This window comes from Aliivibrio sp. S4MY1 (assembly GCF_028765545.1).
In the GTDB taxonomy this organism is placed as follows: Bacteria; Pseudomonadota; Gammaproteobacteria; order Enterobacterales; family Vibrionaceae; genus Aliivibrio.
This window is the reverse complement of sequence record NZ_JARACP010000002.1, coordinates 1-18,430: the sequence shown is the minus strand read 5'-3', so window position 1 is coordinate 18,430 and position 18,430 is coordinate 1. Positions and strand designations below refer to the sequence as shown.

Annotated in this window: 17 protein-coding genes and 1 pseudogene; 12 read left to right on the top strand and 6 right to left on the bottom strand. The window is 38.9% G+C overall.

Annotated elements, in window-relative coordinates:
- Window positions 1–6: 6 nt before the first annotated feature.
- Window positions 7–1,098, bottom strand: a complete 1,092-nt coding sequence (locus PVK71_RS02590; RefSeq protein WP_274421740.1) for a NapC/NirT family cytochrome c — start codon at window positions 1,096–1,098, stop codon at window positions 7–9.
- 358 nt (window positions 1,099–1,456) lie between these two features.
- Here PVK71_RS02590 and PVK71_RS02585 point away from each other — a divergent pair, with 358 nt between their 5' ends.
- The 7 genes from PVK71_RS02585 to PVK71_RS02555 all read left to right on the top strand — a co-directional run bounded on the left by PVK71_RS02585 (window position 1,457) and on the right by PVK71_RS02555 (window position 8,490).
- Entirely contained in the window at window positions 1,457–3,556 is a 2,100-nt protein-coding gene (locus tag PVK71_RS02585; protein ID WP_274417864.1) for a TonB-dependent siderophore receptor, read from the top strand.
- 101 nt (window positions 3,557–3,657) lie between these two features.
- On the top strand, window positions 3,658–4,425 hold the full coding sequence (locus tag PVK71_RS02580; protein ID WP_274417865.1) for a DUF3450 domain-containing protein: 768 nt from the start codon (window positions 3,658–3,660) through the stop codon (window positions 4,423–4,425).
- 1 nt (window position 4,426) lies between these two features.
- A complete protein-coding gene (locus PVK71_RS02575) occupies window positions 4,427–5,782 on the top strand; it encodes a MotA/TolQ/ExbB proton channel family protein (RefSeq protein WP_274417866.1) in 1,356 nt (451 codons plus the stop codon).
- Entirely contained in the window at window positions 5,782–6,291 is a 510-nt protein-coding gene (locus tag PVK71_RS02570) for a MotA/TolQ/ExbB proton channel family protein (RefSeq protein ID WP_130043539.1), read from the top strand. Before PVK71_RS02575 ends, PVK71_RS02570 begins: the two co-directional genes overlap by 1 nt.
- Window positions 6,288–6,692 (top strand): ExbD/TolR family protein, encoded by a 405-nt coding sequence (locus PVK71_RS02565; protein ID WP_130046686.1) that lies wholly within the window; start codon window positions 6,288–6,290, stop codon window positions 6,690–6,692. Before PVK71_RS02570 ends, PVK71_RS02565 begins: the two co-directional genes overlap by 4 nt.
- The gene (locus tag PVK71_RS02560) at window positions 6,692–7,312 is read left to right on the top strand and encodes an energy transducer TonB (RefSeq protein WP_274417868.1); all 621 of its coding nucleotides are present in this window, start codon (window positions 6,692–6,694) and stop codon (window positions 7,310–7,312) included. The genes PVK71_RS02565 and PVK71_RS02560 overlap by 1 nt, the downstream gene beginning before the upstream one ends.
- Window positions 7,309–8,490, top strand: coding sequence for a hypothetical protein (locus PVK71_RS02555; protein ID WP_274417869.1), 1,182 nt, complete (start codon window positions 7,309–7,311; stop codon window positions 8,488–8,490). The genes PVK71_RS02560 and PVK71_RS02555 overlap by 4 nt, the downstream gene beginning before the upstream one ends.
- A gap of 53 nt (window positions 8,491–8,543) precedes the next feature.
- Here the strand turns inward: PVK71_RS02555 and PVK71_RS02550 are convergent, their stop codons facing one another.
- Window positions 8,544–9,020 (bottom strand): transcriptional regulator, encoded by a 477-nt coding sequence (locus PVK71_RS02550; RefSeq protein WP_274417870.1) that lies wholly within the window; start codon window positions 9,018–9,020, stop codon window positions 8,544–8,546.
- Between the two features lie 234 nt (window positions 9,021–9,254).
- Between PVK71_RS02550 and PVK71_RS02545 the strand changes: the two genes are divergently transcribed.
- A complete protein-coding gene (locus PVK71_RS02545) occupies window positions 9,255–10,391 on the top strand; it encodes a DUF3103 domain-containing protein (protein ID WP_274417871.1) in 1,137 nt (378 codons plus the stop codon).
- Between the two features lie 54 nt (window positions 10,392–10,445).
- Here the strand turns inward: PVK71_RS02545 and PVK71_RS02540 are convergent, their stop codons facing one another.
- The 4 genes from PVK71_RS02540 to PVK71_RS02525 are packed head-to-tail and all read right to left on the bottom strand — an operon-like array spanning window position 10,446 to window position 12,719.
- The gene (locus PVK71_RS02540; protein WP_274417872.1) at window positions 10,446–10,844 is read right to left on the bottom strand and encodes a CBS domain-containing protein; all 399 of its coding nucleotides are present in this window, start codon (window positions 10,842–10,844) and stop codon (window positions 10,446–10,448) included.
- Complete coding sequence (locus PVK71_RS02535; RefSeq protein WP_274417873.1) at window positions 10,841–11,191, bottom strand: P-II family nitrogen regulator; 351 nt, start codon at window positions 11,189–11,191, stop codon at window positions 10,841–10,843. The genes PVK71_RS02540 and PVK71_RS02535 overlap by 4 nt, the downstream gene beginning before the upstream one ends.
- 23 nt (window positions 11,192–11,214) lie before the next feature.
- Entirely contained in the window at window positions 11,215–12,006 is a 792-nt protein-coding gene (locus PVK71_RS02530) for a DUF1538 domain-containing protein (protein WP_274417874.1), read from the bottom strand.
- Window positions 12,003–12,719, bottom strand: coding sequence for a DUF1538 family protein (locus tag PVK71_RS02525; RefSeq protein ID WP_443111707.1), 717 nt, complete (start codon window positions 12,717–12,719; stop codon window positions 12,003–12,005). Before PVK71_RS02525 ends, PVK71_RS02530 begins: the two co-directional genes overlap by 4 nt.
- A 382-nt stretch (window positions 12,720–13,101) precedes the next feature.
- On the opposite strand from PVK71_RS02525, the gene PVK71_RS02520 reads away from it, so the two are divergent.
- The 4 genes and pseudogenes from PVK71_RS02520 to PVK71_RS02505 all read left to right on the top strand — a co-directional run bounded on the left by PVK71_RS02520 (window position 13,102) and on the right by PVK71_RS02505 (window position 18,345).
- On the top strand, window positions 13,102–13,620 hold the full coding sequence (locus tag PVK71_RS02520; RefSeq protein WP_045104268.1) for an Hcp family type VI secretion system effector: 519 nt from the start codon (window positions 13,102–13,104) through the stop codon (window positions 13,618–13,620).
- 145 nt (window positions 13,621–13,765) lie between these two features.
- Window positions 13,766–15,769, top strand: a pseudogene (locus tag PVK71_RS02515) (type VI secretion system Vgr family protein); the annotation flags it as partial.
- A 300-nt stretch (window positions 15,770–16,069) separates the two neighbouring features.
- Window positions 16,070–17,662 (top strand): lipase family protein, encoded by a 1,593-nt coding sequence (locus PVK71_RS02510; RefSeq protein ID WP_338000250.1) that lies wholly within the window; start codon window positions 16,070–16,072, stop codon window positions 17,660–17,662.
- Window positions 17,659–18,345 carry a hypothetical protein gene (locus tag PVK71_RS02505; RefSeq protein ID WP_274417876.1) on the top strand — a complete coding sequence of 229 codons (687 nt, stop codon included), beginning with the start codon at window positions 17,659–17,661 and terminating at the stop codon, window positions 18,343–18,345. Before PVK71_RS02510 ends, PVK71_RS02505 begins: the two co-directional genes overlap by 4 nt.
- Window positions 18,346–18,430: the final 85 nt, after the last annotated feature.

Sequence of the window (18,430 nt, the reverse complement as noted above, 5' to 3'; positions counted from 1 at the left end):
ACTCCCTTATTGATGAGTTGCCACGTCTTTTGCGTGGTTTTGGAAGAATTTAGTTAAGATCTCAAGATTTAGCTCAGAGATATCAGTACGTGCACCCATGCTTTTTGCAACAGGGCCCCAAGAGTTAACTGTGAAGTGATTTGCCGGAATTTTCGCGTGACACGTTGCACAGTAGACATTATCTAGCTCTTCTGCGTAATCCCATAATGGTTGATTAGAGGCAAGAACAGGAGATTCGATTGTGCCAGTCAGTTCAGCGGTGCGCCATTCATTGCCATAAGCATCTGTGTTTGCTTCACCTAATGTCAGCGCTTTGATGCCAGTATCAGTAAGAGTCGCAATGATTGAACGTTGGCCTTCACCCATGTAGATAACCGATTCTGCGCCTTTCATTTGGTAACCAGAAACGGTAACAGTGCGTTTGCCTTCATCGTTACTAACAGTCGTTAGTTCAACGGTAGGATTAATTGTCGCAAGGTCAGCCATTTTGATGCTTTCAATTGGGTAAACTTTTTCAGCATCAGCTTTGGTGTTTTTCGCCATATCGAAAAGATGGTCAAATGCAGACGTATCTAAGGTTGCTTGTGGTGCAAAGTGAGCAACGCCTTTGTGACAATCAATACAAGTTTGGTTGTTTTCTCTTCCGTAAACATGCATTTTTTGTGCGCTTGCTGATTGGTCGTAAGTTTCCATTGCATCAAAGCTGTGACAAGAACGACAAGTAGCAGAATCGTTTGCACGCATTTGTTCCCATACGGTTTCAGCCATCGCTAAACGATGTTCTTCGTATTTCTCATCAGTATCAATTTTGCCAGTAACAAATTCGTGATAGATGTCTTTAGACGCACGAATTTTCGTAATTAGGTAATCAATTGGTTCTTCTGGAATATGACAATCAGCACATTCGGCACGGATACCTTTTTGGTTACTGAAATGAACAGAACCTTGATATTCATGTAATGGTTTTTCCATTGTGTGGCATGAAACACAAAATTCAGTGGTTGATGTTGCGTGGAGTACGGCTTGTGTACCGCCCAAGGTTATCCAACCAATGGCAATACCAACGGCAGCGATTAAAGCGATATAGCGTTTGTTCATAATATGATCCTTTAATTAGCCACATTCTTTGTGTGGTCAATCGCAATATTACCACTTTGGGGTTAATGGAATATAAGTAAAAAATAAAATATTTCAAAAAATGTAATCTAATGCTCAAAAATGAGAGTTCTATTAATAAGCTGTTTTATATTTCGTTGCCATACCTATGAAAATCTGTTCATTAATTGTTGAATCTTCAGTTTGATTTTGTTGAAAAGTCTTTTTCATGCGTAACGCCATCTTTACCTTTCTTTACGAATGCAAAGAATGTAAATTTAATGCAAATGGTAACAATTATCATTTATATTCCATCTCAGATTTTTATCACCCTTAAATAAATGTTTGGAGATAATGGAATATGTTTTCTAAAAGTCAGTTAGCTCTTGTTATTAGCGCCGTTTTATCAACGCCTTTTACTTACGCTGAGACAGATGCATCAACAACTGATGAGCACATGGTTGTTACTGGCCGTGACTATGGTTATAAAGCAGATACAAACTCAACATCCATGCGTATGGAAGCGACTCAGTTAGAAACTCCAGGGCAAGTAACGGTTATTGATGAGCAGCTTATTGACGAGCAGCGCGCAAGCACGCTTGGTGAAGTGCTGAAAAATGATGCAAGTATTGGCGCTGGTGCAACAACGCGTAACCGTGAGCAATTTACTTTGCGTGGTTTTGGATTAAGCAGTAGTACTGGTTTCTTACGTGATGGAAAACAACATTGGTCTCATTATCGTCAACCAATTGAATTATTAGACCGTATTGAAATTTTAAAAGGCCCATCAGGGTTACTTTACGGTCAATCTGCACCTGGCGGTTTAGTGAACATGGTTGCTAAGAAGCCGACCTATGAAACACAAGTTAGCGTAAGCCAAGATCTTGGCTCAAATAATAACTCTCGTACAACCGCTGATGTAAGTGGTTCGTTAAATGATGAACAAACATTACGTGGTCGTGCTGTTGTATCTAAGCAAACATACAACTCATGGCGTCAATACGGTGATGGAACGGTACCGTCAACAGAGCGTTTTGTCGGTGGTTTATTTCTTGATTATGATGTAACAGAAGATGTGACAGTTTCTTTCCATTATGACCGTACGATTGATGATGGCAGTGTTGATTCAGGTGCTTATATTAAAGATGGAAAAACGATTGGTGGTGATAAATTCATTTGGGATGCTCAGTGGTCAAGTATCGAAAATGATGTAGAAAATGTCGGTGTTGATATTGCTGCCAATTTGACTGATGTCTGGCGTGTTAATGCTAGCTTTAATCATCAAGATTTTAATCGTCATGATGTAGAAAGCTTCCCTAAAGAAGAGACGTATGACTCTTCAAATGGTTCGTATAAGCAAGGTGGCAGTGATCGTAAAGATAACTGGGTATTTAAAACAGCAAGCATTGATTTAATTGGTGAGTTTGATGCGTTAGGTGTAAGTCATCAAATGTTGTTTGGTAGCAACTGGTTAGGTTATAGCTATGATCGTCTAGAGTATTCATTGAAAGGCTCAACAGTAAGCGTGGGTGGTTCAACACCAGCACCTGAAATAGACCCTGCAAAAAAAGTTAAGGATACTCATTCAGAATACGATGCATGGGGATTCTATGCTCAGGATATGATCACGTTTAATGATTATTGGCAGGTGTTAGCTGGTGTTCGTTATGACCGTCAACTTAAAGAAGGGTTAGCTGAAGATGCTGTATCTCCTAAGTTTGCGGTAATTTTCCACCCTGCAGATACAGGTTCTATCTACGCAACGTACTCTGAAAGCTTTGAAATGCAAGGTGAAGTGTCAGGTAATAATTATGTAAATGATGGACAACAATTAGATCCGCTACGTGGAAGATTGTATGAATTGGGCACCAAATGGGAGTTGATGGATAATCAATTATTTGTCTCTGGTGCAGTGTTTGACATTACGCAAGAAAACTCAACGGTAGATAAGAAATTGAGTAATGGTATGGATGAGAAAACTCAAGCAGGTGAACAAGTTCACCGTGGTGCAGAGCTTTCGGTTCAAGGCTTTATCACAGAGCGTTTCTCTATGAGCGGTTCAGCGACTTATCTAGATGCAGAATACACTGTGCATGAAGATTACCAAGGAAATCGTCCTGCAGATGTGCCTGAATATTCGGCAAGCGTATGGTCTCGCTATGCATTCACAAATAATACCGATGCAAACCTAGGTGCGATTTACGTGGGTGAGCGCTACGGAGATGCAGCAAATACCTTTAAGAAAGACGGCTACACACGTTTTGATTTAGGTCTATCTCATACAGTTAAATATGACCAAGATTTAACGTTTGTTGCGCGTTTCAATGTTGAAAACTTGTTTGATACTGATTACCTAGGTGGTGGTGGTTCAACTGGTGATGATTATGCAAAAAATGGTGCACAGAATGTAGTTATTGGTGAGGGCCGAAACTACATGGCGACACTACAAGTTAAATACTAATTTAGCGCATTAAAAATAAGGGAGGCTTCGGTCTCCCTTTAGTGCGTTTATTCAAATACAAACTTTCTTTTAAGAAATAAAGAACTAAGAAATTGATAAATATGAATATTCTAAAAACCAGTATCGGTATTGCATTAGCTACCGTGATCACAACCGCTCAGGCAACCACGCTTGATCAAGCTCGATCTATCGAAAATAAATCGAATACAGCCTCTGCTGTGAGCCAAGCAAAAATTGATAAAAGCTCAGAAGTAACTTTAGCTTATAAAGCAGAGATTGAGCAGCTTCAAGAAGAAGTGAAAAACCTCGCAGTATACCGTGAACACTTAACTGGTTTAGTGAATAGTCAGCAACAAGAAATGACGAGTTTAGATGACCAAATTGATACTATTAAAGAGACAAGACAAGGCGTTGTTCCTTTAATGTATAAAATGTTATCTGGTCTGAACACGGCAGTTGAACAAGATAAGCCAATTAAAACAGAAGAGCGTTTACAGCGTATTGCAAAGCTTGAACATATGATGACAAGAGCAGATGTAAGCGATGCCGAAAAGTACCGTCGACTTCTTGAAGCTTACCAAATAGAAATGGATTACGGTACAAAGTTAGGAACATACCAAACACAAATTACGGTTGAAAGTAATGAGAAAATTGATGCGGATATGCTGCATTTAGGACGTGTTTCGTTAGTCGCTCGTCGCCTTGATGCTTCTCAATATTGGAGTTGGAATACGTACACCCATCAATGGCAATCATTGGATTCTAAATTTAATGATGAGTTAGCCAAAGCTTACTCTGTCGCTTATAAGCAAGTTGCTCCAAGTTTATTGGTTCTTCCTGTGTCTTTATCACTAAAAGAGGTGCAATAACATGACTATTAAGCCATTGATTTTAGCGATTTCACTGTTTGGTCTTTCTATTAACGCCGCTACAGCAAACTCTGAATTGTTGAAAGAGACACAACAAGCAAGTCATGCACAAAAGCAGCATGACGCACAAAGAGAGTCTGGTTTTAAACAAACAGAACAAAACTTAAAAGCACAACGAAATGCATTGATTGCAGAGCGAAAAAAACTGCAAAAGGAAAGTGATGAATTAAGCGCTATCTTTAGTAAAAATGAAAAAATACTCGCGACGCTAGAGCAGCAACTGCATTTAGAAATGGGCAGTTTAGGCGAGTTGTTTGGTGTGGTAAGACAAACCGCAAAGGATTTGGATTCGGAGCTAAAAAGCTCGGTTTCAGGAGCAGTGAATGTAGATCATCGTCAGTTAATTTCGGACATTGTTGCGGCTAAGTCTTTGCCTTCAATGGCTCAATTAACAGGTTTATGGCAGACCATGGCTCAACAAGTTAATGCGAGCTCAGAGTTAGAATCGACGACGGTAACAATGATTAATGGTTCTGGTCATCGTCAATCAATAAATGCTTATCGATTAGGTAATATGGCACTGGTTGGTGACGATGGTTTCTTGCAGTGGGACAATAAAAAGCAAGTTGCTACTTACTACGCTCAACAGCCAGAACTTATGCCAACATTTGCTATTTTGTCTGAAATGCAAGGGCAACAAACCATCATGATGGCAAGCGATCCGTCTCGTGGCATTATGTTAGAGCAATTAGCTAATACACCAACAATGAAAGAGCGCCTTCAAGCGGGTGGTGTGGTTGGTAAAATCATTATTGGTTTATTACTGATTGGATTAATTATTTCACTCTTTAATGGGGTGAGATTGTTTGTTATTCGCCAACAAATTAGAAAGCAATTAAAACAGCCACAAGAACTGGGTAAAAACCCATTAGGCCGTGTACTTGCTGTTTATGATGCAGAAAAACAGCGTTCAGTAGAAGCTCTGGAATTGCGTTTACTCGAAACCATTGTTGATGAACAACAAGGATTAGAAAAAGGCCTGTCGATGCTTAAGCTATTAGCTGCTTTAGCACCAATGTTGGGGCTTTTAGGGACGGTTACTGGCATGATCGAAACATTCCAAGTGATTACTCAGTTTGGTAATGGAGATCCAAAAGTGATGGCGGGCGGTATATCAATGGCTCTAGTAACCACGGTACTAGGTCTGGTTGCAGCAATGCCTCTGTTATTGACGCACAATATCTTAAGCTCACAAGCTGAAAGCATTCGTACTATTCTTGAAAAGCAAGGGTTAGGGCTAGTGGCTGAACAGGCTGAAAAAGTAGCGCAACCTAACGCAATGGATATGGCAGCGTAATGACGGCTTTTCTTTCACATTTTATGACACAAGGCGGCCCCATTTTATGGTGGTTGGCTGCCATTGTGGCCATGTGTTGGCTGTTGGTGGTTGAACGTGTGTTTTTCTTGGCCTTTACTTTTCCTGCACAGAAAAAAGTCTGGGTAGAGAAATGGCAGCAACGTAATGATCATGAATCTTGGTATGCAAAAACCATTAGAGATGGATGGATAAGCGAAGCGCACCTTCAATTAAACCAATATTTAAATTTCATCAAGGTGCTAGTGGCAATATGCCCAATGCTCGGTTTGTTAGGCACGGTTACTGGGATGATTTCCGTATTTGATGTAATGGCAAACCAAGGCAGTAGTCAACCTAAGCTGATGGCATCGGGAATTTCACTCGCTACATTACCGACGATGGCCGGAATGGTTGCGGCGTTAGCGGGTATGTTTGTTCATGCCCGTTTAGCAAAGGTATGTCGTCGTAAAGAACATCAATTAGAAAAAGCATTAAGGAGTCAGTCATGAGACTTGGCCGTCGATCTTCACATCAAGAAGAAGCACAAATTGATTTAACATCCATGTTAGATATTGTATTTATCATGCTGATCTTTTTTATTGTTACTAGCTCATTTGTGCGCGAATCTGGTGTAGAAGTAAATCGTCCTCAAGCCAGTAACGTATCAAGCCAAAAAGACGCAGGGATATTTGTCGCAATCACAGCTTCCAACGATATTTTTATTGATAAACGTATGGTTGATGCGGAGCGTGTGCAAGCAACGTTAGAGCATTTATTGCTTGAACAACCAGAAGCATCATTAGTGATTCAAGCCGATGAGCATGCATATAACGGTACGGTCGTGAAAGTGATGGATGCTGCGAAAGGCGCTGGTGTTAAAGGCATCGCGTTGGCTGCGGAGAAACACTAATGTGGCGTTTATTTTTAGCCATGCCAATTGCGATATCTATGACGGTTGGTTTATTCACCTTCATGGCGTGGATGGTGGATAACGGAGTTCAGGGTAAGCCAGAGAGCAGTGAAACGATCCGCTTTGATATGGTGATAGCAGAGCAAGAACAAGATGTCCAGCGCCGTCAACGTCGAGTGCCTGAGAAACCAGAGAGCCCAGAGCCGCCACCACAAGCAACGCCAATGGCAGTTCAAACACAAACATCAATGGCGACGCAGCAAAGTTCAATGCCATTAATTGGTTTGGACTCAAGTATTTCTGGTTTAGCCATCAGTGCGCCAAATTTTTCGGACTTTAAGGGTAATCAGCAGGCCATGCCGTTGTATCGTGTTGAACCTCGCTATCCTTCAAAAGCGATGAAAAGAGGTGCAGAGGGCTTTGTTGTGATGTCATTTACCATTGATGAGCAAGGTCGCCCTACCGATGTAAAAGTAACGGACGCAAAACCTAGAAGAATGTTTGAAAGAGAAGCGGTTAAGGCATTGAAAAAGTGGAAATATCAACCAAAAGTATTGGATGGAAAAGCCATTTCTCAAGTTGGACAAACCGTAAAATTGGAGTTTACGTTAGCAAAATGATGAAATTAATAGCCTCTATTTTTAGTGTTGTTTTGATGTTTAGTGAATTCGCACAAGCACAACAACTGACTCAATATAATGCCGCAAAAGTACAGCGGGCCATTCAATTGCAGCAGCAAGATAAAATAATGCAAGCTATTGATGTTCTGGCTGGGCTCTCGCCATCACAGCCTTATGATAAAGCCTATGTGCAGCGAATGTTAGGTGTTTTTCATTGGCAAAATGGGAACAGTAAAGCGGCGGTAAAATATCTTTCAACCGCTGTCAACAGCCAGCAATTAGCCGATGAACAAGCGTGGGTAACACAGCGAATGTTGGCGGATTTACTATTAACAGAACAACGATTTAAAGAGGCATTACCTCATTACTACCAATTAACGAAAACAGTACCCGAAAATCAAAAAGTAGGGGATTTGTGGTTTCGAATTGCCCAAACACATTATCAATTATCTGAATGGAAAAAGGTGCTTAGCGCATTAAAGCAGCATCAACATACGGGTAAATATAAAGAGCGAAATAATGATCGCCAGTTATTGGTTTTAAAACTTGGGGCTCAACTGCAATTAAAGCATTGGAAATCAGCCATTCCAACATTAAATGCGTTGATCGTATTAGAGCCAAATCAAGCGGGTTGGTGGCAGCAATTATCGAGCATTCAATTACGACTAAATCAGCCTAAACATGCATTAGATACGTTAATTCTTGCAGAGCGACAGGGAATAGAATTAAGCAAATCAGAGTTGAAAATTTTGGCTCAATTGTATGCACAGCGTGGTATTCCTGAAAAAGCAGCGCAAGTGATGGCGCAATTAGCAGAGTATGAAACAGATAAAGAAGTCATAGTTACGCAAGCAACTTATTGGCAGGCAGCAAAAGAGTGGGATAAAGCAATTACTGCTTGGCAAAAAGCAGCAAAGTTTGATGATCAATATTATTGGCAGGTAGCACAGCTTCAAATCCAAGAAGGTCATTATCAACAAGGGCTAAAAAGCCTTGATAAAGTAAAGGATTACAATAAAACCGATGACGTAGCATTAGCGAAAACTCGTGCTTATTATAAATTGAATCAATTAGAATTGGCCCTTGTGAATGCAAAACGAGCCAATGACTTTACACCATCCAATGAAGCAAAAGGGTGGATACAATATCTGTCGCAGTTGAGAAAAATGGAAAGTTGATAAAAGATAAAGTGATGGCGAATTTTAGTCAAGATACAAGATATCTAGATTTTTTAGTGTCTTATTGAGTTGTCTTGACTGACTTCATTATAAGCTTCATTCCACGAGATGCTTGCCATTAGCTTCACATGCATATCAATTAAGGTGTGTGCTTCTTTATCCCAAATAGATTGGTCTTGTTGTTGATTACAAAACTCTAAACGTAATACGGTGATATGTTGTAATCGCTTCAAGCCCCAATCTTTTATTTCTATATCTGTTGTTGGAGAAAAGGCGGTCATCTCTAACTTCGCTGCAATATATTGCAGTGTTTGATATGCCTTGTTTGGATCTTGGTATTTTTCATATTCAAACACTCTTAAACAACCATCTAGCCAACAAGCAATGGCTTTACTTTGGTTTTCTGTCAAATGTGGCCCCCACACAGAATCAGGAGCTGAATAGAGTCGTGATTCAAGCATGGTTATTGACCCTGTTCTTCCCATTTGATACCAATCTGAGATTGAAGCTAACCACGTATTTAATGTCATTCCAACCTCTTTTCATCTGCACTTATAAAATAGTTTGGTCTATTTTTGTACAAAATGCCAAGTTGAGTTCACTCTGTATTCGTAATTTTACGGTGTCTTATTTTTGATGCCGCTCATTAAAAAGATAAATTAGAGTATTGACTTTAATTTTATCTCATTTTTGGTATGGTTGGGGTAAGGACAAATTCGAATGGATTCAAAATCAATACAATAACTATAAATAAGGAATGCTGTATGAACAAATTAACAGCGCTACTCGTATTTTGCTTGATGACTCCAGCTTTGGCTACGGCGCAAGATGATGTATCTAAGCGTGCTCTAGCACAGGAGTTAAGCCGTGCTTTTCCACAATTAGAAAACAATTTAAAAAGTACCATTAATCAGTATCAAATGAGCGCTTCATTATCTGATTTATCAACTCAAACTAAGCCTCAACCGCAGGTTCGAACTTTTATGACTGCAATGACCACTGCGAATAAAAGCGAGATCCAAGCGCGTGGTTTAGAAAAATATACTGATGAATTGCTTGAGTTACGTTTAGCTGATCCAAGTATGTTGGCTCGTTGGCAAGCAGGACAAAGCCCATTGTTTGCTTTTGAACCTGAAGGAGCAGAGAGCGAATGGCAATACATTGAAGCTTATGATATTGATGGTAATCTTCACTATTTAGATGTTTACGATATTCCAGAGCGCCCAGTATTAGTGGTTGATACTAATAACCGTGAAGAGCTGAAAGCTGGTCTAGCATTAATGCGTGATGAATTTAAAGCATTGCAATCTAGTGGGCCAAGTCAACAAACGAAGCCAGCGCCTTATGCGATGTTAAGATCTGCTGTGGAACCAACTGAAATTAATACCACTATCTTAAAGAAAATTCAGTTAAAAGATGACCATGAACCTTGGATCTCAGGTAAGGCTGAGATATACGCCATTGTGTCTGGTGTGAGCCCTGAAAGAGACGAACCAACAATTGATGTGATTGAAATGCCTTATTTGGATTACGCAGAGCAATCATACCCTGCAAATCAGATCATGGTTTTTTGGGATCGTTATCGTTGGGGGGCTGCTGATATCATTTTAATGGAGCAAGACGATAAAACGGATTATAAACAGTTAGCACAAACCATCTTAAAAGCAGCCAGTGACTTCTTGGCAACAATACCAGATAAAGAAGCACAAGCGTATTTGATAATTCCTCAAATGACGAGTGCAATTATTGCATTACTTCCTGATGATTTATTCGTTAACGATGACGATTTTGTTGATGTGTTTTATACCATAATGAAAGACACGGAATATACTGATCATTCAGGTGCAGGAAACAACGCAACCGCGGATTTTGCACCGTTAATTATTCAAAAAACAGAATAGTCATTTATTATAATAACAGTGACTTAAAGGCTAACGTTTTTAAGTCACTTTTTATTAATGACTAAGTTCTGCCATGCCATTTAACACAATATTGTTGTAACTCACCATCCCTACTATTTCACCATGCTTAATCACTGGTGCTCGGCTTATTCCAAAACGTTCAAACAATCGAGCGCAATATTTTACGTTCATGTCAGGTGATACTGAAAGTGCTGGCTTTGTCATGATCTCATAGATATTAGTACGATCTGTTGGACGGTTTTGAGCAAGTACTTTTTTGGCGATATCGTTCATTAAGACAATACCGTATTCATCATCATCATGACGTTTTTTTACGATAAGTGCTTTTACTTGCTTCTGCTTAGCTAATTGAATGCCTTCAGCGACGGTCATTAGTCCATCAACCATGACATAAGTGTTGGACATAACATTTTCTACTTTTACTTTATTCATAGCTTTTCCTCTACAACCTTGGTTAATGTTTCAACTTGATGCGCAACGCCGACGGCATCTTCAATGTCAATTTGAACGGCAATGCCTTGACCTGATTCAGTATCAAATTCTCCTATCTCATTAATTTTTTCTAAAATAGAGCGAGCAAGGTGTTCCTCAACGACAAACAATAAAACATCCTTTTGAACCTCAAGAGTTAGGCCAAAAAAGGTTTTCTTCTTATTGAGACCTTCTCCCCGAGCATGATTAATAACTGTCGCACCAGTAGCTCCGGCATTCCGCGCCGCATCAAGGACTGCATCTGTTTTGGCTTCTTCTACAAAAGCGAGTAACAATTTAAAGCGCATAGGCTTTCTCCTAAGTGAATCAATTAATTCGATTTTTCTTGAGATATAGGCTTTGTTTTGGCTCTATAAGCACTAATTTGTGCATAAGCCATAACAGAAATTATGGGAAATAAACTGGCAAAGGCGATTAATCCAAAGCCATCAATCATGGGATTTCGTCCAGGAACTGTAGAAGCTAATCCAAGTCCAAGAGCAGTAACTAAAGGAACGGTAACAGTAGAGGTGGTGACTCCACCTGAGTCATAAGCCAATGGAATGATCATTTTAGGGGCATAAAAGGTTTGAATAACCACAATGACATAGCCCACCATAATGTAATAATGAATTGGGTCCCCAACGACAATTCGATAACTTCCTAGCGAGATACCAAAGGCGACACCTAAAGCAACGGCTATTCGTAGTCCATTAATACTTATACTGCCGCCAGAAACTGCATTGGCTTTTATAGCAACAGCAATGAGTGATGGCTCAGCAATAGTGGTACTAAAACCAATCGTCGCTGCAAAAATATAAACCCAATAGTAATCGACCCAATCAAAGGTTTGGATTAATAAATCTTTCCCTTCATAGATAAAATCAGGTGCGGTTAATTGAGCTGCCATTGATTCACCAAGTGGAAATAGCGCGAGTTCTAACCCCATTAAAAATAGAGATAGCCCTAAAATTACGTAAAAGAAGCCAAGAATGACTTTAGGTAAATTGGCTATTGGTTTTTTCAATACCGCAAATTGGAAGCCAAAAATAATAACGATGATCGGTAATACATCACGAATGGTTGATAGGAAGGTTTCAAAAAATAGAATCAGGCTGTTCATGCTAATACCATCCCATAGATCATGACAAAAATCATAGGTAGTAACGAAGCAAAAGCGATAAGACCAAAACCATCAAGCATAGGATTTCGCCCTTTAATGGTAGAAGCAAGACCAACGCCAAGAGCGGTAACTAGGGGAACGGTAATGGTAGATGTCGTCACGCCACCAGAATCATAAGCAATACCAATAATGTTCTCCGGTGCGAACCATGTAAGAATAACCACCATAATATAACCACCGATAATCATAATATGGATTGGCCAGCCTTTTAAAATACGTAACACCCCAATCACAATGGCAAAACCAACCGAGAGTGCGACGGTCAAACGTAGCCCGTTGGCATAATCAGCCATATCGTTTTCTGTATGCGGGATCATTCCTCCTTCGGCAGCGACTTCAGCAGCCTCGGAAGCAACGGCAGTAAGGGCTGGCTCTGCGATGGTGGTGCCAAAGCCAAGGCAAAAAGCGAATAATAGTAGCCAAGCAACGCTCCCTTTTCTGGCAAAAGCTTGGGCCATTGATTCGCCAATAGGAAACAACCCCATTTCTAATCCAAAAATAAAGAAGGTAAGCCCAAGAACGACGAGTACGAGACCAAAGAGTATAGAGCCTAAGTTGGGCAGAGGCTCTTGAAGTACGACTAATTGGAAGAAGGCGACGACTAAAATAATAGGTAGAAGGTCACGAAAACTTCCAAGCATGGCAATCAACATTGCTTTAATGGCGTCCACTTATTCTCCATTTAAGTCTCGGTATGTATATTCTTTATACTGTACGAATTAAAATAAGAGTGTGATCAAAAGTAGATTTCAATTTATTTTCAAAGAAAATGTTTCAAAATGTTAACTAAGTTAGAGTGGCGGATTTTGCGAGACAGATCCAAAAGACTTTATTTGGTATGAGTGTCGAATTAAATTGGCACAACTTTTAGTTTGATTGAAATATAAGATTCATTGATTGTTTTTCAAACTTTAAATGAGGAGGTTTTATTTATAATAATATTAACTTATTGATTAAATTGAATAATAAAAATGGCATACCTTTGGCAATAGGATTAGCGAACATTAATTCATATTTATTTAAAAGGAAGATAGTATGCCAACTCCAGCTTATATGCGCATCGAAGGCGAAAAACAAGGATTGATCACAGCAGGTACATTTACTGAAGATTCAGTAGGTAACATTTACCAAGAAGGCCATGAAGATGAAGTACTGGTTCAAGGTTTTGAGCATCAAGTTCTATTACCTCGTGACCCTCAATCAGGTCAGCCTACTGGTCAGCGTGTGCATAAGCCAGTACGTATTACTAAGGTATTCGATAAGGCGTCACCATTAATGTATAACGCATTAACTTCTGGTGAGAAGCTGCCAAAAGTTGAAATCAAATGGTACCGTACTTCAGCAACAGGTACGCAAGAGCATTATTTTACGACGGTTCTGCATGATGCGATTATCGTTGATATCACGGCTTCAATGCCAAACTGTCAAGATCCAGCACAAGCGCATTTTACTCACTTAGAAGACGTATTTATGACTTATCGTGCTATTGATTGGACGCACGAAGTCGCAGGTACCTCTGGTAATGATGACTGGCGTACAGCAATGAAAGCGTAACCACTCGCATTTTCGGGAGAGTCAATATCATAAACGTCCCTAGCTGTTTATGATGACTCTCCCTTTTTGTGTTTAAGAGATACCAATTTATTGATGAGTTAAGCAGTTGGTATTACTAAATAAGTGTGTATCAGGATGAATCATTATGCAGGATGCAAACCAAGCTCAATTTGAGATAGCCGTCGCTACCATTGATATTCCATTGCAGGTCTATCAGTTCTCTGGTCATGAACAACTTGGTTCATTGTATCAATTTGATGTCACTTTTGTGTGTGAGGACCCTGCATTAAAATTAGAGGAGTGGTTGCAGTTACCTGTTTGCTTAACCTTACATCACAATAACCAAAATAAGATAGAATATACGCCTAGATATGTTCATGGGATCATCGAATCAATTGAACAGCTTAATACTTCATTTCGCCATAGTACTTATCGACTGTCGTTAGTGCCTATTTTTTCATTACTTAGTTATCGTACCAATTTTCAAGTATTTCAACACAAAACGGTTCCTGACATTATTGCCGAGATTTATCAACAAGCCGGAATTTTAACTAACCATTTTGATATTGAGTTATTTAATGCCCATGAGCCGAGAGAGTATTGTGTTCAATATGGTGAATCTGATTTAGATTTTGTTCAACGATTGATGTCTGAAGAAGGGCTTATTAGTTATTTTGAGCATACTGATATCGGTTCAAAATTGATCATTTCTGATGGACCAGAAATACATACAGAATTAACGCCATTGTGTGTTGTGGCTAATAATGGAATGACCAAAGACAGTAATACCATTACTTCCTTAATAAAAAAACAAAAAGTGAGTACAGGTAAGGTCTCAGTAAAAGACTATAATTTTGAAACACCAACTCGCTCCCCAATTGGAAAAAGCCAGAACGATGATCAAGGTGAATGTGCATCTGAATTAGCGTTAGAGCATTACCAATACCCTAGTAACCAACTGTCATCAGAAAAAGCCACAAAGTACGCGTCATTAAGGTTAAAGCAACAAAGAACAGGCACTGTTGAGTTATTAGGCGAAAGTGATTGTGCGCAGTTAACCGTTGGCTATTTCCAGCCTATTCAAGAACACCCAAATCCAGAATGGAACGATATCTGGTTATTAACACACGTGACGCATTCAGGAAGGCAGCCGCAGGTACTTGAAGAATTAGCCGATGGTGGCTCAGAATACCACGCCTCATTTAGCTGTACGCCTTGGATGATGCCTTTTAAGACGATACAAAAGCCAAAACCACTGATCCATAATGTCGACACCGCAATCGTAACCGGTCCTGAAAATGAAGAGATATATTGTGATGAGCATGGTCGTGTAAAAGTGCAGTTTCATTGGGATAGAAACGGCCAAGGAAATGAAAAGACCAGTTGTTGGTTACGAACTTCTCAAGGCTGGGCGGGCAATCAATATGGACAGTTTATTTTGCCAAGAATAGGGCATGAGGTCATTGTTAGCTTTATCCATGGTGATCCAGATAAACCTATCATTACCGGGTCTCTTTATAATGGCGATAATAAGCCTCCATATACATTGCCTGAACACAAGACGCGCAGCACTTTTAAAACCTCAAGTTCGTTAGGTGGTGAAAACTTCAATGAACTGCGTTTTGAAGATAAAAAAGACGCCGAGCAAATTTATATTCATGCAGCAAAAGACATGGATAGCCAGATCCAAAATGATCACACAATAGAAGTCTTTAACGATGAGCATAAGCTTGTACATAACAATCAATTTAATGAGATAAAAAACAATAGAAATACGACCGTTGGTGGTAGTCAGTTTGAAACCATTAAAGGAGATTCTCATCATCAAGTTAATGGCTCTGTTCATAGCAAAGTAGGTAAAAAACGCTTAGAAGAGATTGGTTCTGAATTGCACTTAAAATCAGGGCAAAAAATAGTGTTAGAGGCTGGAACTGAAATCACCATTAAAGCCGGTGGCAGTGTAGTAAAAATCGACCCAGCAGGCGTTCATCTTATTGGTTCTGCAATTAACCTAAACTCAGGCGGTAGCGCAGGAAGTGGCAGCGGTTATGCTGGAAAAGTTGCGGTGTTACCAATGGGAAAGGAGTTGGGAAAAGCAGGGAGTAATCTGAATACTGCGGTGAACAAAACTTATCATACAGATACGATTTTACTAAAAGAACAAATTAATAATGACACATTGCAACCGACAACTATTCACTGGCTTGAGCTGGATATTCGTAGTGAAAACGATGAGCCAATTGATGGATTAGAAGTTACTATTGTGAATCAAAGTTCAGGATTAACATTATCTAAAATAAGTCAAAATGGCTCTGTTTTATTTGAAGATATAGGTGAAGGTGATTGGCGAGCAACGGTTAAGCAAGAGCAGCTTATCTTCATTGTAGAGCAATTTGAAAGTCGTAAAGATAATACGCCATCGCCTGTTAAATTACGTGCAAACTCAGAAATGGATGCGTCAGGCAATAAGTTGAAAAAATACCATAATATTTCTATTGGTGATTTATGGGATACCGCGCCTGAAGATGAATTTCTTACTCAAGAACATAAAGCGATAGATAGTGGGAAAAATGAAGCTATTGCTGGCTTTAACGTTAAAACAAATTCAACGGTAGTTGTAGAGCTTAAAGCACTGCGAAGCTACATTCCAATGATAGTAGATACAGATGAATTCAGTTTAATTAACAGTTATACGTTTGCATTATTGGCGCAGTTGGCTTATGCAAATGACAAATTTGGTGATTTAAGTAATCCTGAACAACCTAAATTACCTGAAGGTGGTTTGAATCGAATATTAGCAAAACTTAAAATGAAACAACGTCCTGAATATAGCGCTTCTTCAAAAGTGGATTGGTTATTAAAAGAAGTGCCGTATTCGCAATACCTTGAAGTTAATTTTTTTGAAAATGAAGATATTGGTGTAGAGGGCTACATTTTAAGTAATCAAGATATAGCTATTGTAGGCGCTAGAGGTACTCAAACTTCAGTTGGCTCTGAAGGCTATAAAGATGTTATGACGGATTTAGATGCCGCACAAATACCTGTTAGTGATTTAAAAAATAGTTATGTACATCAAGGGTTTTATGAGTATGCGGCAGCATTTTGGTTATTAATTGAACCTGTAATTGATACATATCATGCAAATAAGTCGATTTATGTTTGTGGGCACAGCTTAGGTGGCGCAGGGGCTTTGGTTATAAGTGCATTTATTCATAATGATTATCAACCTAAATCACTGCGTTTATATACTTATGGTATGCCAAGAGCTGGGACTCATTCATTTGTATCTGCATACAGTGATATTGTCCATTATCGCCATGTTAATAACCATGATATTGTTCCACAAATACCATCGAAATGGATGAATACTGCTGATGAAAATGAAGGTTCGTTATTTACAGGTGTTGTTGAGGATATTATAAATTCAGTGACTGACAGTGATGACGACAACTACCATCATCATGGTAACTTAGTGCAATTATTAACGTACAGTGTTAATAAACATGGACCTCAATCAGTAGATCAAGTGCTATTAGCGCCAAAACAAACTCATATTACTAGCTTAACTTTAGCCAGTGACCGAGAGAATGACTCATTCTATTTAGCGGATTCGTTGAGTAAAGAATCGACTCAAATTAATGGCTATATTCATAATGGTTTAAGCTCAGCTTTAGACCATAAGATGACAGAATATGTACCTAACATACAAAACCAATTACAACTTCTTTTAAGTAATTCGCTGTTTGACTCTTATGAAGATGCCGTAACTGAAATATTAAAAGCTGAAAATAGTTTAAATAAAACCTATCAAATGCTAGAAGTCGAGTTAAAAAACAGTCAAGATATTCCATATCATGTTGGGGACGCAAAGCGCTCGGCATTAAAAACTGAAATGAGTATTACAAATAAATTACTCTTCAATAGAGAAAGAGTGAGAAAAGAGTTACAGCTATTACAACAAAAACCGAATCAATATTCTGTACAGTCATTACTCGCAGGGAACGAAAGTATTACCGTTGATATTAAGGAACAATTGAAATGAAACTACCCATAAAATTCATATTAGCAGTAATTTTTCTTGTCATATTAGGCGTTGGAGCAATTTTTTTTACAAAAATATTCAACCCCGCTCCTTTTGGAAGTAATGAAGGTGATGAGTACATTACAATTAAAGGCTCAAAGCCAAAAGATCTTAACGTTACAGCTTGGGCTACTTTTTATGGTGGGGGAGAAAACTGTAACTCTTGGACTTTTAGTGCTGACACGGGAAAAGTAACGAAAGCTGCTAAAGACGTAATTAAGATCGAACATGACTTTTCAGAGAATGAAAATAGTTATGAATTACGCATACCGTATAAAGGTTATAATACAAACTGTGGTATGACATTATATTCAGTAAGCTTTAAAGCAAATAATAAATTTGATGAAGTTTTTGCAAGCTTTAGAACTGCTCGGGGGGCTGAGGTTTCATATAGGACATTACCATCAACAGTTCATTTAGAGTCTCGAAACTGTAATGCAAAAATTAGTAAATCACGGAAAAGAGAGCATTGGACTGGGTATATTATGTGCGACTTCTATATTGATAATAAAAAATTACAAGGTGATCAAAACTCTATAAATATGGATTTTGATTTATTTAATGATTCTACTGTTATTCGTTACGATATTATTGCAGGGAAAGATTACCGATCAGAGCCTATGGATCCTGAGACTGGAATTTAATCATTAAGGCTATTGAAATGAAACTTCTCGTAAAACTCATATTAGCTGTACTTTTCCTTGTAATATTAGGTGTGGGCGCAGCTTT

Excerpts from the sequence above, each read along its gene's own strand:
- PVK71_RS02505 (WP_274417876.1), top strand. The coding sequence starts at position 17,659 with ATGAAACTACCCATAAAATTCATATTAGCAGTAATTTTTCTTGTCATA.
- PVK71_RS02560 (WP_274417868.1), top strand. The coding sequence starts at position 6,692 with ATGTGGCGTTTATTTTTAGCCATGCCAATTGCGATATCTATGACGGTT.
- PVK71_RS02565 (WP_130046686.1), top strand. The coding sequence starts at position 6,288 with ATGAGACTTGGCCGTCGATCTTCACATCAAGAAGAAGCACAAATTGAT.
- PVK71_RS02535 (WP_274417873.1), bottom strand. The coding sequence starts at position 11,191 with ATGCGCTTTAAATTGTTACTCGCTTTTGTAGAAGAAGCCAAAACAGAT.
- PVK71_RS02540 (WP_274417872.1), bottom strand. The coding sequence starts at position 10,844 with ATGAATAAAGTAAAAGTAGAAAATGTTATGTCCAACACTTATGTCATG.
- PVK71_RS02530 (WP_274417874.1), bottom strand. The coding sequence starts at position 12,006 with ATGAACAGCCTGATTCTATTTTTTGAAACCTTCCTATCAACCATTCGT.
- PVK71_RS02525 (WP_443111707.1), bottom strand. The coding sequence starts at position 12,719 with ATGTTGATTGCCATGCTTGGAAGTTTTCGTGACCTTCTACCTATTATT.
- PVK71_RS02580 (WP_274417865.1), top strand. The coding sequence starts at position 3,658 with ATGAATATTCTAAAAACCAGTATCGGTATTGCATTAGCTACCGTGATC.
- PVK71_RS02555 (WP_274417869.1), top strand. The coding sequence starts at position 7,309 with ATGATGAAATTAATAGCCTCTATTTTTAGTGTTGTTTTGATGTTTAGT.
- PVK71_RS02545 (WP_274417871.1), top strand. The coding sequence starts at position 9,255 with ATGAACAAATTAACAGCGCTACTCGTATTTTGCTTGATGACTCCAGCT.
- PVK71_RS02590 (WP_274421740.1), bottom strand. The coding sequence starts at position 1,098 with ATGAACAAACGCTATATCGCTTTAATCGCTGCCGTTGGTATTGCCATT.
- PVK71_RS02510 (WP_338000250.1), top strand. The coding sequence starts at position 16,070 with ATGGATGCGTCAGGCAATAAGTTGAAAAAATACCATAATATTTCTATT.
- PVK71_RS02520 (WP_045104268.1), top strand. The coding sequence starts at position 13,102 with ATGCCAACTCCAGCTTATATGCGCATCGAAGGCGAAAAACAAGGATTG.
- PVK71_RS02575 (WP_274417866.1), top strand. The coding sequence starts at position 4,427 with ATGACTATTAAGCCATTGATTTTAGCGATTTCACTGTTTGGTCTTTCT.
- PVK71_RS02585 (WP_274417864.1), top strand. The coding sequence starts at position 1,457 with ATGTTTTCTAAAAGTCAGTTAGCTCTTGTTATTAGCGCCGTTTTATCA.
- PVK71_RS02570 (WP_130043539.1), top strand. The coding sequence starts at position 5,782 with ATGACGGCTTTTCTTTCACATTTTATGACACAAGGCGGCCCCATTTTA.
- PVK71_RS02550 (WP_274417870.1), bottom strand. The coding sequence starts at position 9,020 with ATGACATTAAATACGTGGTTAGCTTCAATCTCAGATTGGTATCAAATG.